The organism is Rhodopila sp., assembly GCF_035548095.1.
Lineage (GTDB): Bacteria > Pseudomonadota > Alphaproteobacteria > Acetobacterales > Acetobacteraceae > Rhodopila.
In genome coordinates this window covers 246,035-262,283 of the sequence record NZ_DASZUV010000020.1, presented here as the reverse complement: position 1 = coordinate 262,283, position 16,249 = coordinate 246,035, and the positions used below count along the sequence as shown (strand labels likewise).

Genomic DNA, 16,249 nt, shown 5'->3' with positions numbered 1-16,249 from the left:
CCGGCGCGGCAAGGAAAGGTCGAAGGTTTTCGCCAATCCGCGCATCCTGCCGCGTCGTCACCTGGAAGCACTGTCGAACGGCAGAGTTGGACAGTGCCGTGTTTGGAGTACGCCGCCAGTTCCTTGATTCGAAAACGCGATCCACGATCCGTGACTGTCGGTCTCGGGCGATCACGGTCCAGCGTGTCTGATTGTTCCTATCTGTTCAACCATCCGGATCGCGCTGTCGATGGCAGCGCGATCCGATCTGGTCAACCGGTCAGGTCTTCGGCCACATGACCTCGTTGGTGGCGATGGACGGTGGATAGACCGGCACCGGCTTGCCGCCGCGCCACTGCACCACGCATAGCTTGGCGCCGACGCGGCGGCCGTTGGCGTCGTATTTCAAGGTCTTGTCGGGAAAGAAGTCGGCTGGGCCGGTGGTCATGTCCAGCTCCCGAATCGCCTGGGCCACCTTCCGGCGGTCGGCGACGCCGGCATGCTCCAGCGCTTCCTTCAGGATCAGCACATGGACGTAAGCGAAGATCGAGTCATGGCCGAACCACGGCTCGCCGGTCCGCGCCATGAAGCGTTTCTCAAGATCCGCCTGGTCCTTGCCCGGCCAGTTGGCCAGGCCGACCATCACGCCCTCCAGATTCTCCGCTCCGGCGTTCTTCAACAGCTCCGGCACCGCCCAGTGTCCGCCGCCGCCGATCTTGGGCAGACGGTCGCTGCGCAGGTTGAACTCGGCGAACTTGTCGACCAGCAACTTGTCATCCGGCACGTTGGTAGACTGGAAGATGACGAAGTCCGGCCGCGCGGAGCGGACATGCTGGACCATGGTGGTCGCGTCGGCCAGGGGCGGAGTGTAGACTTCGTCCGTCACGATCGTCACGCCCAGATCCTTGGCAATATGCTCGCGGATCGGCTTCATGAAGCTGACCGAGGAGGCGGTATTGTCCCCGACGATGGCCATCTTGGTCGGCTTCTTGCCGGTGGCTTTCTCGGCGATCTCCATGATCATCGGCAGCTCCTCCGTCGCCTGCCGGTCGGCGGTCGGGGAGGATTGGAAGACATACTTGAAGCCGCGACCCGTGATCAGGTCCGAGTAGGACAGCGTCAGCCACGGCAGTTCTGCCCGCTCGGTCACCTCCGTCGCGGCCAGGGTGAAGGTGGACAGCCAGCAGCCGAAACCACCGACCAGGTCCGGCTCCGCGGCCAGCATGCGCTGGGCACCGTCCTTGGCCTTCTCGGCGCTGTCCTGGGTGTCATACTCCACCAGCTTCAGCTTGGCCCCGCCCATCGACTTGATGCCGCCGGCCGCGTTGACATCGTCCACGGCCAGCCGTGCGCCCATCTGCTCCAGGATGCCTTGACGGGCCCAGGGGCCGGACAGCGGCACCAGCATTGCGATCTTCACTTCCTGCGGCGCCTGCGCCCTCGCGGCGCGCACGGCCGGCAACGCCGCTGCGCCCGCGAGCGCTGCACGACGGGTCAGTTTCATGGTGTTTCTCCGGTTGGTTGAATGTGGACCAGCGGCGCTGCCCCTGGACCCGGCAAAGGGCGAGTGCCCCTTTGGACCCCCATCCATCGGGGGAGTTGGTGAGAGGCAGCGACCGATGGGATGGAGAGAGATCCGCGGGGTTCCCTCCGCCAATGATTGGGTTTCGAGGGCGTTGCGCACCTGGTGGGGGTTCCAGGGAAGCGGCGCCCCTCGGGCGAGCGTCAACCATCGGCGATCCCCAGATACGATCGCCGCACGCGGTCGTCGCGCAGCAGAGTTTCGTAGGGGCCATCCAGGACCATGTGGCCGGTTTCCAGGACATAGCCGTGATCGGAGAGTTCCAGAGCCTCGGCGACGCGTTGTTCCACCAGCAGGATGGTCATCCCATCCTCGCGGTGAATCTGCGAGACACGCTCGAAGATCGTGTCGGCCACGGCGGGAGCCAGGCCCATGGAAGGTTCGTCCAGCATCAGCAGCTTCGGCGCGCAGGCCAGGCCGCGGCCGATGGCGACCATCTGTTGCTCACCGCCCGACAAGGTGCCTGCCAGCTGTTGGGCGCGTTCGTACAGGATCGGGAACAGCGTGTGGATGCGATCCAGCGTATGGCTCCACGCCGCCCGGCCCGCCTTCGGATAGGCCCCCATCTCCAGGTTCTCCCGGACTGTCAGGGTCTTGAACACCTGGCGGCCTTCCGGCACGTGGGCGATGCCGAGATGGGCGCGTTGGGCCGGGGACAGAGTTAGCAGGTCCTGCCCCTGGAAGGTGATCCGCCCCGCGACGGGCGGCACGATGCCCGAGATGGTCTTGAACAGCGTCGACTTGCCGGCGCCGTTCGGACCGACAACGGTAACGAACTGGCCGGCATCGACCGACAGCGTGACGTCGGTCAGGGCACGCAGACCGCCGTAGGCGACCGACAGGTTGGTGACCTCAAGCATCCTGTTTCGCCGCCCATTTCTTGCCGAGATATGCCTCGATGACGGTGCGATCCTCCACCACCTGCCGGGGCAGGCCGCTGGCCAGCACGCGGCCATGGTCCAGCACCACGAACCGGTCGGCGATCCGCATCATCGCGTGCATCGTGTGCTCGATGATCACGATGGTCATACCCTCTTCGCGCAACCGCTCCAGCACGTCCAGGACATCGTCGCATTCGTCGCGTCCCAGCCCGGCCAGCGTCTCATCCAGCAGCAGCAGGCGTGGATGGCCCGCAAGTGCTCTGGCCAGCTCCATCAGGCGAAGCTGTTTGTTGGTGAGTTGTCCGGCGGCGGTGCCGGCCAGGTCGGCGAGCCCGACGCGGCGCAGCGCCTCGGCGGCCGAGGCGATGGCGTCGGTGTCCGACAGCCCGGCGCCGTAGGCGCCGACGATGACGTTGTCCAGCACCGGCAGGCGGGGGAAACTGCGTACCACCTGGAAGGTACGGCCGACGCCCAGGCGGGTGACCTGGTGCACCTTCCGGCCGGTCATCATCTCACCGCCGATCGTGGCGGTGCCTTCATCGCAGGTCAGTACGCCGTTCAGCAGATTGAACAGCGTGGTCTTGCCGGCGCCATTCGGACCGATGATGCCCAGGATCTCGCCGGGCCTGACCTCGAAACTCACTTGGCTGACGGCGCGCAGCCCGCCGAAGGAGCGGCTGATGCCATCCACCTTCAGCAGCGGCGCGCTCGCGTCCGCGGGCTCCCTGACCAGCGAGGTTGTGGCCTTGAACCCGATCGGCAGGTTCATGCGTGTAACCGGGCGGCGGAAGAAGCGGTCGCGCACTGTCCAGAACAGCCCGTCGGGTGCCAGCAGCATGATGCCGATGATCGCCACGCCATACACCACGCCCTGTATACCAGGCAGGATATTGCCCAACTGAGCGTTCAGGCCCGAGGCCAGCGGTACCAGGATGGCGGCGCCGATCACCGGCCCCCACACCGAGGTCACACCCCCGAACAATGTCACCACGACGGCCTGGGCGGAGACCAGCATGCCGAACACCGAGTCCGGCGTGACCACCAGCAGCACGCACGCATAGAAACCGCCGGCTGCCGCCGCGATCATGCCGGACACCACCAGCGCCCGCATCTTCCACAACCGGGCGTTGATGCCGGCGGCCTCGGCGGCAAGCTCATTCTGACGGATCGCCAGCAGGGCCAGGCCGAAGCGCGAATTCTCGATCACCATGCAGACGAACAGGCCGATGATCAGCAGCCCGACCGCCACCACCGAATAGAGGCGCGGTTCGGTGAATTCGAGGTACGCCGCCGGGTTTTCCCGATGCATCGGCAGCGACATCTCCTGGAAGCCCAGGTATTGCAGCACGTACAGGATCGCCAGCGGATAGGCGAGCATCGACAGCGCGAAATAATGGCCGCGTAGACGGAAGGTCGGGATGCCGATCAATACGGCGGCGATGCCAGCGACGATCATGCCCAGCGGGATGCCGAGCCAGGGTGTCAGGTTCCAATAGACCAGCGCCAGGGTGACGGTATACGCGCCGATGCCGAAGAATGCCGCGTGACCGAAGGAAAGCTGACCGCCGTAGCCGGACAGGATATTCCACGACACGCCGAACACGGCCCAGACCGGCACCAGGGTCAGGATCAGCTGATAATAGCTGTTGGTGACGACACTGGCGATCGCAAGGTAGGCGATCGAGATGACTCCCAGCGTGATCAGGTCGCGTCGCAGGCGGGGGGCTGCACCGTATCGCATCACGCACGCTCCGCCGAGCGACCAAACAGGCCTTGGGGTCGCAGGAGGACGATCAGCAGGAAGACGACGAAGATCGCCGCATTCTGCAATTGCGGTGGCAGGATCAATGAGGAACATTGCTGCACGAAGCCGACGGTCAGCCCTCCCCAGAAGGCACCGAGGATGCTGCCCATGCCGCCCAGCACGACGCCGGAATACATGATGATGACGTAATCCAGGCCGATGAATGGACCGAATGACAGGTAGGTCGCCATCAGACCGCCGGCGATCGCGGTGATGCCACTGCCCAGGCCGAAGGCGATGCGATAGGCCCGCTCGACATCGATACCCATATAGGTCGCCGCCGTCGGATTATCCGCCGCCGCGCGTAGCGCCTTGCCTAGCCGCGTATATTCCAGCAGCAGGTACAAGCCGATGGCGGTGACGATCGACACCACGCAGGCGATCAGCCGGGCCTTGTTGAGGAAGATGGTGGCGTCACCATAGAAGCCGGTGATGTCGAAGGCGCTGGAGGCCAGCGGCGTGCGCACCGTGACGGGTGTGGAACCGAATACGATCAGCCCGCCGTTTTGCAGAATCAGTGAAATACCCAGAGTGACGACCAACTGGCCGAAATGGCCTTCATCCAGTGTGCCTGCGGTGCGTAGGCCGGATACCCGCGCGATCAGAAAGCGATGCAGCAGGGTGCCGGCAACGAACACAACGGGCCCGGCCAGAATCGCGCCGATGAAAGGACCGTAGCTCGGGCCCAGGAACGCCAGGACACCGCCGCCGGTCACCAGGTACAGGCTGGCGAACATGCCCAGCATCAGCAGTTCGCCCTGCGCGAAGTTGACCACGCGCATGACGCCGAAGATCAGCCCGAGGCCGATGCACATCAAACCGTAGATGCAGCCGATCGTGATGCCCGCGGTCAGCGCGTTCAGCACGTTCTCGATGAGGATTTCGAGATCCACCTGGCGTTCGCTTCCTTTGATTGGACGCCTGTCCCGGTGGCGTTGTTGCCTGGCCGGGGCGTCTCGATTGTTACCGTTGGACACGGGATTGATCCGGTGGTCAAGCGCGTTGCGATCGGCGAAACGCACCGGATCGCGGGCTTCGCCGACACAATGACACATGTCATGAGGTTGCTGCAGTGCGAGATGCGATATTTGGCGCTTCATCGCCCGCGCGCCGGCGTTGGTGATGCCCGCGTTGGCAATGGAAATTCATCTCCAGGACAGGTCGGGTTCATGTCCGGCCAGCCTGCGGCGCCGCGCCCAGCGCTCTGCTGCCAGAAGCGCGCGGCAGTAGCCAATGGGACAGTTTCACGACATAACGGCGCGCGAGGAGATCTGTCATGCCGACCCATACGACCCATAGTCCCCCGGCGACCCACAGTCCCCCGGCTAGTCGCGCCTGGACGCCCGATTCCTGGCGCGCCTGCCCGATCCGGCAGGTGCCGGCCTATCCGGACCTGACGAAGCTGGAAGACATGGAAGCGCGCCTGCGCCGGTTTCCCCCGTTGGTCTTCGCCGGCGAGGCCCGGCGGCTGAAAGCGGCGCTGGCCCAGGCGTCGGAAGGGAAGGCCTTCGTCCTGCAGGGCGGTGACTGTGCGGAAAGCTTCACCGACTTCACCGCCAACGTCATCCGCGACACCTTCCGCGTCCTGCTGCAGATGGCGGTGGTGCTGACCTTCGGCGCCTCGCTGCCGGTGGTGAAGATGGGCCGCATGGCGGGCCAGTTCGCCAAGCCCCGGTCGTCGGACACCGAAACGGTGGATGGGATCACCCTGCCCAGCTACCGCGGCGACATCATCAACGGTCCGGAATTCAGTGCAGAGGCGCGAATTCCCGACCCTCAACGGATGGAGTTCGGCTACTTCCAGTCCGCCAGCACGTTGAATCTGCTGCGTGCCTTCTCCTCGGGCGGCTATGCCGATCTGCATGAGGTCCATCGCTGGAACCTCGACTTCGTCGAACGCTCCCCGCTGTCGGAACGGTACAAGATCCTGGCGCAGCGCATCGATGAGACATTGGCCTTCATGGCTGCCTGCGGCATGACCAGCGCCACCACCCGCGACCTGCGGGAGACCGATTTCTACATCAGCCATGAGGCACTGCTGCTGCCCTATGAGCAGGCGCTGGCCCGTGTGGACTCCACCACCGGCGATTGGTACGGCTGCTCCGCCCACTTCCTCTGGATCGGAGATCGCACCCGGCAGGCGGATGGCGCGCATGTGGAGTTTCTGCGCGGCCTGAAGAATCCGCTGGGCATGAAGGTCGGCCCGACGCAGGAGCCGGACGACCTGCTGCGCCTTCTGGACCTGCTGAATCCAGCGAACGAGGCCGGTCGCATCACGCTGATCAGCCGCATGGGCGCCGAGAAGGTGGGGGCCAGGCTGCCGCCTTTGCTGCGTGCGGTGGAGCGGGCCGGCCACAAGGTGCTGTGGCTGTGCGATCCGATGCACGGCAACACCGTTACCACCGGCAGCAAGCTGAAAACCCGCAATTTCGACGCGATCCTGAACGAGGTCCGCGGCTTCTTTGATGTCCATGCGGCCGAAGGCACCTGGGCGGGCGGGGTGCATGTGGAAATGACCGGCAGCGATGTCACCGAGTGCATCGGCGGCGCGCACCAATTGTCGGAAACCGACCTCACGGAGCGCTATGAGACGTTCTGCGACCCGCGCCTGAATGCGGAGCAGTCGCTGGAACTGGCGTTCCTGGTTGCCGAGGAACTGAAGGCCCGGCGGGAACCCGCGGCAGCACCGCCGCTCGCCGCCCAGTAAACGGGGTCAGGGAGGTGGCGAACAAAAACGATGCCGGCTCAACCGGCTCCAATCTCGAAACCGACATCGCGGCGCGGACCGACAGCTACTTCAACCGGACCAAGCGCATCGTTGCCCGGTTCGGTGACAAGCTCGTCACCTACGCCATTTTCCTGCGGCGGCCGGTGGTATGCGCGCCGCGGCTGATGCTGGACTGGCTTTTGGAGGCGGCCCGGCAGCGCGGGACCACGGTGGATGTCGACCTGATGTATCAGGAAGGCGACTGGGTCGGTGCCGGTGAGCCCATCGTCTACCTGACCGGCAGCATGATGCACCTGTCGGACCTGGAAACGATCCTGCTGCAGAAGATCGGGCCGGCCTGCGTTGCCGCCCACAATGCATACCAGATGGCAATGGCGCTGCCGAACGCAGCCTTCCTGGCCATGGAGGCTCGGCATTGCGCCGGTGGCGAAATGCAGGACATCATGGGCTATGCCGCCTCGGTCGGCAGCGCGGCCGCGCGGCGCGAGGGAGCCAGGGGATTTATCGGCTGTGCCAACGACCTGACGGCGCACTGGTTCGGCGCGGAGCGGGGCTTCGGCACGATGCCGCACTCACTGATCGGCTATGCCGGGTCCACGGTGCGCGCGGCGGAGATGTTCCGCGAGACTTTTCCCGATGAGCCGATGACCGTGCTGGTCGATTACTTCGGCCGCGAGGTGTCGGACGCCTTGGCGGTATGCCACCGCTTCCCCCATCTGGCGGCAGCGGGCCAGCTTTCGTTCCGGCTGGATACACATGGCGGCCGCTTCCTGGAAGGTCTGAATCCGGCCGAGAGTTACGCCGTGCTGGAACGCTACGCACCCGGTGCCATTCGCCGTTATCGCAGTGAATCGGAATTGCGCTATTTGGTTGGCACTGGAGTGTCGGTCGCCGCCATCTGGCACATGCGCGAGGCGCTGAACGAGGCCGGCTATCCGAAGGTGCGGATCGTCGTCTCCTCCGGCTTTGGTGTCGAGAAATGCCGCGTGATGGCCGATGCCAAGGCACCTATCGACGTGGTGGGGACCGGCAGTTTCATTCCGGATCAGTGGCACGAAACCTATGCCACCGCCGATATCGTCGAATATGACGGCGTGCCGATGGTAAAGATCGGACGGGAGTTCCTGCTGCGGAAGAATGGCGCGCGCAAGCGCGGTATCGAGAGCCTTTCGGCTTCGTCACAGGGGCTGCCCGCGGATGCGATGTCGCCCCGATAGGAGGCGTTGACACCTGTCGGTGACGCCGCCGTCCCGATCTATCGCCGCGCCGCGGCTTGGCCGCATGGCTGGACGCGCAAGTATGTTGCCGGATCGACGGGGCGTCCGTTGACGATCATACCGAAGTAGAGATGGGCGCCATAGGTCAATCCGCTGCGCCCGACGATAGCGAGTTGATCACCGGTCGCGACGGTCCGCTTGCCGTTGAGCACGGCCGGGGCGATGAGGCCGAGATGGCTGTAGACCCCGATGAAACCGTGGTGTTGAACCAGCATCTCCATTCCGCCAGGTCCCTTGCGTTGGACGCGGATGATCGTTCCCGGCGCGACCGCGCGCACGGGCGCCCCGAGCGGAGCGGAAAGGTCGATGCCTGGATGGAACGTGCCGGCTTTCGGCCGACCGGCCATGATGCGGGTGCCGAACGGGGACGAAACGCATGTCGGCGAAACCGGCAGTTGCAATGCCAAATCTGCGCCCGTCGCCGAGGGGGGTGGCGACGCACTGACCGCCGGCGAAACCGCGAGCAGCCAGAGGATCGTGAAGATGGCTGCCAGTCTCGATATCCCAGGCGCCGACGGCACAGCGTGCAGCGGCTCCGTCGCGGATGGACACGGTACCCGGCAGTGCAACGGCGGGGCCAGCGGCACCTGAGGACCTGGCAGGATGGTTATCCCACGGCGGCCTGGTGCCGGCGCCTCTTGCGCGGCACCGCCTGGTGCGTGGGAGGCTGCTCATCATTCATGGTCAGCGCCTGCATGAGGGCCTCTCGCAGTTGCGCCAGCTTGCGTTCATTCTCGATCTTCAGGCCAAAAATGTCCTTTACGTAGAAGACGTCGACAGCCCGCACGCCATAGGTGGTGACGTGGGCGGATGCGATCTGCAATCCCTGCTCACTGATGGCGGCGGTCAGGTCGTGCAGCAGGCCGGGGCGATCGCGCCCGTTCACTTCCAGCACCGTGTGCGTGTTGGAGGCATGGTTGTCGATTACTACGCGCGGCGGCGCATGGATGGCCTGCATCCGGCGGCCCAGCAGCACCTTGGAAACCCTCCGGATCTCGCTGGCCAGAGGCAGCCGGCCGGTGAGGGCCTGATCGATGAGCACGGACAAGCGGGCGAGACGGTGCGGTGCATCGAAAGCGCCTCCGGCGGCGTCCTGTACCCAGAATGTATCGAGCGCCATGCCGTTGGTCATGGTGTGGATGCGCGCATCCACGATGGAGGCGCCAGCGATAGCCAAGGCCCCGGAAATCTTGCTGAACAGGCCAGCGTGGTCGGCACAGTAGACCGTCACCTCGGTCACCGCGCGGGCGGGCAGGGGCTGCGTATCGACGGTCAGCGGCGCCTTGCGTTCCTCGGCGTCGCGGATCAGCCGGCCATGTCGCGCATGTGTCTCTGGGTCGAAAGCAAGCCAGTAGCTGGCATAGCCCAGCGATGTGAAATGCTCGACCTCTTGCTCGGTCCAGTCGTCCAGCAGCGCGGCGACGGCCTGTTTGGCACGGGATACCCGGACATCGCGCTCTGTCGTGGCCAGGCCGCCGGCAAGCACTTCCGCTACGCGGCCGTATAGTTCCCGTAGCAATGTCGCTTTCCAGCCGTTCCACACTTTGCTGGAGACGGCCCGCATGTCCGCGACCGTCAGCACCAGCAGCAACCGCAGCCGTTCCGGCGACTGGATGGTGTCGGCAAGGTCCAGGATCGTCTTGGGATCGTCGATGTCGCGCTTGAAGGCCGTCGCGCTCAGCAGAAGGTGGTGCAGCACGAGCCAGGATACCGTCTCGGTCTCCTCATCCGTCAGGCCGAGGGTGGGACCGACGCGCAGGGCGATGTCGGCACCGATGACGGAGTGGTCGCCGCCGCGGCCCTTGGCGATGTCATGCAGCAGCATCGCCAGATAGAGCGACCGGCGCGATTGCACGTGTTCAACCAGGTCGGAGGCGACTGGCGCGATCTCGCTCAACTCACCGCGTTCCAGCGCGTTGAGCACCTTGATCGCTTCGATGGTATGCTCGTCCACGGTGAAGATGTGGTAGGTGTCGAACTGCATCTTGCCGACGATGCGAGCCCAGTCGGGCAGGTAGCGGCCGACGAACCCTGTCTCGTTCAGGATGGCGAGCCACTTGGCCCCGTCCGGATGCTGGCTCCCCTTGTGGTGATCGGGCTCCTTCCCGCACAGCAGGTCCATGAACAAAGCCGCCGCTTTCGGGTCGCCACGCAGGACGGTGGCCCGTCTCTCGTTTTGTATGAACGATCGTAGGGCGAGGGGGTGAAGCTCGAGGTTGCGGCCGCGGGCCACCTGCAGGATGCGGAGCATCTGAATGGGCTCGACGTCGAAATCGCGGCCGCTGATCGGCATCAGCTTCCCTTCGGCGAGCACGAACCCCGCGGATAGCAGGGCCGCATCCGTTTCGGCCTCCAGTGCCGGCGGTCCGAGCGCGGAACGCAGGATCGCTGGCTCCAGGATGCGGGTCAGGCGGGCGATCTCGCGGGCCGTAAGGAAATAGTGCCGCATGAAACGTTCGACGCCGTCCTGACGGCCGTGGCGCGTATAGCCCATACGGGCGCCCACCACGGGTTGCAGGTCGAATGTCAGGCGTTCCTCGGCTCTGCCGGCGACGTAGTGAAGGTGAAAGCGTACTGTCCAGAGGAACTCCCACGCGCGACGGCCGTGTCGGGCCTCCATCTGCGTCAGGATGCCGCCTAGATCGGCCAGTTCCCCCATCGTCTGCGTATCGAACACGTAGCGTGCGATCCAGTACAGCGTCTGCAGATCCCGCAAGCCACCGCGGCCTTCCTTGACGTTCGGTTCGACGACGAACGGGCTGTCGCCATAGCGGCGGTGACGCACGGCCCGTTCGGCCTGCTTCGCAGCGATATATTCGGCGGCGCCAGCCTCCTTGCAGGCTGTGCGAAAACGGTGATGAAATTCACCGAACAGCGCCTTGTCCCCCGTCAGATGGCGGGCATCCAGCAAGGCGGTGCGAATGGTGGTGTCCTTGGCGCCCTCGGTCAGACAATCCATGATCGAGCGGGTCGCATGACCGACTTTCAGTCCCAGGTCCCACAGAAAATACAGCATGTATTCGACGACGCGGAGGGTTTCCGGTGTCGGCTGGTTCCCGGTGAGGAACAGCAGGTCTATGTCGCTGAAGGGAGCCAGGACGCCGCGTCCATAACCACCGGTTGCGGCAATGCTGAGATGCTCGGCCGGGCCGAGATCGGTCTGTCGGGAGGCATGTTCGAACAGCGCCGAAACAACACCATCCACCAGGGCGCCCAACAGGCGCGCGGCCTGCAGGCCGGTGATCTGCTCATGCTCGAAGGCGTGTTGAACATAGGACTGGATGCGAGCCAGGTGCCGGCGAAAGGCGCCGACCGCGGCATCACGGGGGATATTGCCTCCTTCCTCGGCGAGGCCGTTCAGGACGTCCGACAACATGCTGGCAGCGGCTTCGGGCGCCCGCGGAAGGGGGATGGGGGTCAACATTTGCCCAACGTACTACCTCGTCTCCGGCGCGCAAGACGCGCCGAGGGATTTCAGATGATACAGCAGATCCAGCGCCTGCCTGGGGGTGAGGTTGTCCGGCTCCGTGTCTTGCAGCGCCTTGCGCAACAAGTCGGTTTCTTCTGGCTGGTTAATGACTTCCTCTGCGGCAGGGACGGGGGCGGAGGCGAACAGCGGCAACGCCTGGGTCGACATCGACTTGCCGATCGCCCCGCCCTGCTTCTCGAACGTCGCCATCAGCGCAGCGGCGCGGCGTACGACTTGTGACGGGACACCGGCCAGCTCAGCAACGTGTACGCCCCACGACCGACGGGCAGACCCCTCGGCCACTTCGTGCAGAAAGACCACCGTATCTTTCCACTCCTTGACCCGCATCGTGTGCGGCCGCAGCCGCGGCAATTGATCCGCAAGGTCGGCAAGCTCGTGGAAATGTGTGGCAAAAATCGTGCGGCATCGGATCGCCGAATGCAGCGCTTCCAGCACCGCCCAGGCAATCGCCAACCCGTCAAGGGTCGATGTGCCGCGTCCGATCTCATCGACGACCACCATCGACCGCGGACCGGCCTGGTGCAGAATGGTCGCCGTCTCTGTCATCTCCACCATGAAGGTGGAGCGGCCACGCGCCAGATCATCGGCGGCGCCGACCCGGCTGAACAGGCGATCGACGATCCCGATTTCGGCATGGTCCGCCGGCACGGGCAGTCCGCACTGGGCCAGCACGACGAACAGCGCGTTCTGGCGCAGGAAGGTCGACTTGCCGGCCATGTTCGGGCCGGTCAGCAACATGACACGCCGATCTGGCGACAGATCGCAGGCATTGGGCACGAAGGCGGATTGGCCCGATAGCGCTGCTTCCACGACAGGGTGCCGTCCGCCCCTGATCTGGAAGGCGTCGGTCGGCGTCACCACGGGCCGCGTCCAGTTGCCGCCTTCCGCCAGCCTGGCGGCGGACTGGGCGATATCCAGGAAGGCCAGCGCCGCAGCACGCGCCGCCAGCGCATCCGCCTGTTGCAGTACAAGATGAACCAGGTGTGCGAAGACGTTCTTCTCCCGCGCTGCGGCTTTCTCACCGGCCTCCCGGATTTTCTGGTCCAGCTCCGAGAGTTCGGGCGCCGTGAAGCGGGCACCGTTGGCCATTCCCTGCCGCAGCGATAGCTCAGGATACGCCCGCAGGCCTTCGACCGCTGCCGCCGGCACCTCGATGACATAACCCAGCTGGGCGTGGTGCCGGATCTTCAGGCTGGCGACGCCGTAGCGTTGAGCATAATCGAGTTGCAGCGTTGCCAGCACGCGCCGGCTGTCGTCGCGGAGGGTGCAGTAGGCGTCGAGTTCGCCATCGTAGCCCGCGCGGATCGCGCCGCCGTCATCCAGGCGCGCGGGTGCCGGGTCGGCGAGGGCGCGGCCCAATTCGCCCGACAAGGGGGTTTCCGCAGCCAGGGTGGTTCGGAGGTCGATCAGGGCTGGTGGGATGGCCCCGTCCAGAACGGCGGCGGCGGCCGCCGCAGCCGTCAGGCCGTCCCGGATTGCCGCCAGGTCGCGCGGACTGCCACGATTTATGGAAAGGCGCCCGAGGGCCCGTGCGACGTCGGGGACGGTGCGCAGGATACCCCGCAGCTGCGTGACCCGGTCCGGGTTGGCGAGGCACCAGGACCATGCGTCCTGCCGCGCACCAATCGCCTCGGGATCAGTCAACGGGGCGGACAGCCACGTCGCCAAAAGCCGCGCACCCGCGGCCGTTTGGGTACGCTGTACCGCGGCCAGCAATGTGTGCTTGGTGCCGCCGTCACGCGACCGCTGGATCTCCAGGCTCGCGCGGGTGGATGCATCCATCAGCAGGATGCCGGCTTCCCCGCGCGGTTCGGGGCGGCCGAGCCTGGGAAGCGCGCCGGATTGTGTCGCGCGCACATAATCGAGCACCATTGCCGCCGCCACGGCTTCTCCATCACGGAAGGTGCCGAATGCGTCCAGGGACACGGCCCCAAACGCTTCGGCGAGGCGACGGCGTGAAATCAGGGGCGGGGAAGCAACCGGGGCGGGAGAGCACGCGGCCGCCCAATCGCCGAGGTCCAGATCCTCGGGTGCCAGGATCTCCGCCGGCTCGAGGCGTCCGAGCAGGGCTGCGAGTTCGCTCGGCGCCAGCGCCGTGGTTTCGAAGACGCCGGTCGACACGTCGACCCAGGCCGCCCCCAAGTCGCCGGAATCGTGGGCCAGGGCCAGCAGAAGGTTAGGGCGGCCGGCATCCAGTAATGCTTCCTCGGTAACCGTGCCCGGCGTGATCAGCCTGACCACCTCGCGCCGGATCGGCGCCTTGCCGGTGCGCGACTTGGGATCCTCCATCTGCTCCACGATGGCGACACGGAAGCCGCGGCGGATCAGGCGAGCCAGATAGATTTCCGCTGCGTGATGCGGCACCCCGCACATTGGAATAGGATGACCATTGTGCTCGCCGCGGTGGCTGAGCGCGATGTCCAGTGCGGCGGCCGCGGCCTCGGCGTCTGCGAAGAACAACTCATAGAAGTCGCCCATGCGGAAGAACAGCAGCGCATCCTGATGCTCGGCCTTGGCGGCGAACCACTGCGCCATGGCGGGCGTCGCGCCAGCAGACGGAGGCGCCGCCAGGCGGGCCGGACCGGCGGTCATGCTGTCAGGCACCTGCCTGGATCACAGGCTGACGCTTGCGGATATGCGCGGCAATGGATGCGAGCGCCGCCGGCGTCATGCCCTGGATGCGTGATGCGGCGCCGAGGGATTGCGGCCTGGCCCGGTTGAGGATTTCACGGATTTCGTTCGAGAGTCCGCCGATATCCTCATATCGGATGTCGTTGATCACGACGCCGTCCTCCCGCTGGCTCAGGCGCAGTTCGCTTTGCTGGCGGTGGAGGTAGCCGGCGTATCGCGCGTCGGTACGAAGCTGGTCGGCGGCCCTGGGAGACAGCGCCGCCAGCCAGGGAAAAGCACGGCACAATGCGTCCCACTGCACCAGATCGTGGCCGGCAAGATCCAGCACCGAGCGCCATCGTCCGTCGACCGGGGGGCGGACACCCAGATCGGCGACGGCAGCGGCTGGCATACCCTCTTGCCGGGCGCGTTCCAGCGCGCCGGCTACTTCGGCCTGATGGGCCTTGAAGGCGGTCTGCCGCGCAGCGCCGACGCAGCCCCAGGCGATGCCCTTTTCCGTAAGACGCAGATCCGCGTTGTCGGCGCGCAGCGTCAGCCGGAATTCGGCGCGCGACGTGAACATCCGGTACGGTTCGCTCACGCCCTGTGTGGTGAGGTCGTCGACCAGAACGCCCAGATAGGCTTCGGTCCGTCCTATCGTGACCGCCGCGGCGCCGGCGACAAGCCGCGCTGCATTGATGCCGGCCAGCAGGCCCTGGGCGGCAGCTTCCTCATAGCCGGTGGTGCCGTTGATCTGGCCGGCCAGGAACAGGCCGGGCACGTCGCGCAACTCAAGGCTGGGCGTTAAAGCCCGTGGATCCACGTAGTCGTATTCAACGGCATAGCCTGGACGAATGATTCGTGCGTGTTCCAGGCCGGGAATGGTGCGCAGGATCGCCTGCTGCACATCGGCCGGCAGGCTGGTGGAGATGCCGTTGGGATAGACGGTTGGATCGTCCAGGCCTTCCGGTTCCAAGAAGATGTTGTGACGCTCGCGCGATGCGAAGCGGACCACCTTGTCCTCGATGGAGGGGCAATAGCGCGGCCCTTTGCCCGCAATCTGGCCGGAGTAGACGGCGGACCGATGAATATTCTCCCGGATCACCGCGTGCGTGGCTTCGGTCGTCGCGGTCAACCGGCATTCGATCCGCGGATTGGGCAGGCGGGTGGTCAGGGTACTGAAGGGTTCCGGGCATGTGTCGCCCGGATCAGCGGGAAGGCCATCCCAATCGATCGTGCGGCGGTCCAGCCGCGGCGGCGTGCCGGTCTTCAGGCGACCAAGAGGCAGGGCCAGCCGACCCAGCGTCTCCGCCAGGGCGATGGCCGGCGCCTCGCCGACGCGACCGGCTGGCGTCTGGTGCTCGCCGACATGGATCACGCCGCGCAGAAAAGTCCCGGTGGTCAGCACGACGGCACCACAGGGATGGCGGACACCATCGGCGGTTACCACCGCGCGGACGCGGCCGTCAGCGGCGATGTCCAGATCCTCGACCGACCCTGCCTGCAGTGTCAGGTTCGGCGTGGCCGCCAGCAGGTCGCGAATGGCTTGGCGGTACAATGCCCGGTCGGCCTGGGCTCGCGGACCCCGTACGGCTGGTCCTTTGCTCCTGTTCAGCAGTTTGAAGTGAATCCCCGCGGCATCGCCAGCTCGGCCCATGATGCCGTCCAATGCGTCGATCTCCCGCACCAGATGGCCCTTGCCGATCCCGCCGATGGACGGGTTGCACGACATCTCTCCGACCGTGCCAAGCGCATGCGTCAGCAAGAGAGTTCGGGCCCCCATGCGTGCGGCCGCCGCCGCTGCCTCGCAGCCGGCGTGGCCGCCGCCGACAACTATCACATCGTATCGGGTGGTCATCCGCGACCTCATGCCACAGAATCGGTGCCTGTCGCCATGT

Annotated in this window: 10 protein-coding genes; 2 read left to right on the top strand and 8 right to left on the bottom strand. The window is 65.7% G+C overall.

Features of this window, described 5'->3' with window-relative positions; all coding sequences use genetic code 11:
- Window positions 1-259 precede the first annotated feature (259 nt).
- From VHC04_RS15685 to VHC04_RS15670, 4 genes are all read right to left on the bottom strand, one after another.
- On the bottom strand, window positions 260-1,483 hold the full coding sequence (locus VHC04_RS15685; RefSeq protein ID WP_325682915.1) for an ABC transporter substrate-binding protein: 1,224 nt from the start codon (window positions 1,481-1,483) through the stop codon (window positions 260-262).
- A 221-nt stretch (window positions 1,484-1,704) separates the two neighbouring features.
- Window positions 1,705-2,421 (bottom strand): ABC transporter ATP-binding protein, encoded by a 717-nt coding sequence (locus VHC04_RS15680; protein ID WP_325682913.1) that lies wholly within the window; start codon window positions 2,419-2,421, stop codon window positions 1,705-1,707.
- Window positions 2,414-4,183 (bottom strand): branched-chain amino acid ABC transporter ATP-binding protein/permease, encoded by a 1,770-nt coding sequence (locus VHC04_RS15675; protein WP_325682911.1) that lies wholly within the window; start codon window positions 4,181-4,183, stop codon window positions 2,414-2,416. The genes VHC04_RS15680 and VHC04_RS15675 overlap by 8 nt, the downstream gene beginning before the upstream one ends.
- A complete protein-coding gene (locus VHC04_RS15670) occupies window positions 4,183-5,139 on the bottom strand; it encodes a branched-chain amino acid ABC transporter permease (RefSeq protein ID WP_325682909.1) in 957 nt (318 codons plus the stop codon). Before VHC04_RS15670 ends, VHC04_RS15675 begins: the two co-directional genes overlap by 1 nt.
- A 383-nt stretch (window positions 5,140-5,522) precedes the next feature.
- On the opposite strand from VHC04_RS15670, the gene VHC04_RS15665 reads away from it, so the two are divergent.
- Together VHC04_RS15665 and VHC04_RS15660 are read left to right on the top strand one after the other, a co-directional pair.
- On the top strand, window positions 5,523-6,953 hold the full coding sequence (locus tag VHC04_RS15665) for a class II 3-deoxy-7-phosphoheptulonate synthase (RefSeq protein WP_325682907.1): 1,431 nt from the start codon (window positions 5,523-5,525) through the stop codon (window positions 6,951-6,953).
- Window positions 6,954-6,967: 14 nt separating this feature from the next.
- Complete coding sequence (locus VHC04_RS15660; protein WP_325682905.1) at window positions 6,968-8,191, top strand: nicotinate phosphoribosyltransferase; 1,224 nt, start codon at window positions 6,968-6,970, stop codon at window positions 8,189-8,191.
- Between the two features lie 38 nt (window positions 8,192-8,229).
- Here VHC04_RS15660 and VHC04_RS15655 read toward each other — a convergent pair whose 3' ends face one another.
- The 4 genes from VHC04_RS15655 to mnmG form a co-directional block, all read right to left on the bottom strand.
- Entirely contained in the window at window positions 8,230-8,652 is a 423-nt protein-coding gene (locus VHC04_RS15655; protein ID WP_325682903.1) for a M23 family metallopeptidase, read from the bottom strand.
- Between the two features lie 206 nt (window positions 8,653-8,858).
- Window positions 8,859-11,627: a [protein-PII] uridylyltransferase gene (locus VHC04_RS15650; protein ID WP_325682901.1), complete on the bottom strand. Its 2,769-nt coding sequence runs from the start codon at window positions 11,625-11,627 to the stop codon at window positions 8,859-8,861.
- 60 nt (window positions 11,628-11,687) lie between these two features.
- Entirely contained in the window at window positions 11,688-14,333 is a 2,646-nt protein-coding gene (gene mutS / locus VHC04_RS15645) for a DNA mismatch repair protein MutS (protein WP_325682899.1), read from the bottom strand.
- 4 nt (window positions 14,334-14,337) lie between these two features.
- Window positions 14,338-16,209: a tRNA uridine-5-carboxymethylaminomethyl(34) synthesis enzyme MnmG gene (mnmG, locus tag VHC04_RS15640; protein ID WP_325682897.1), complete on the bottom strand. Its 1,872-nt coding sequence runs from the start codon at window positions 16,207-16,209 to the stop codon at window positions 14,338-14,340.
- Window positions 16,210-16,249: the final 40 nt, after the last annotated feature.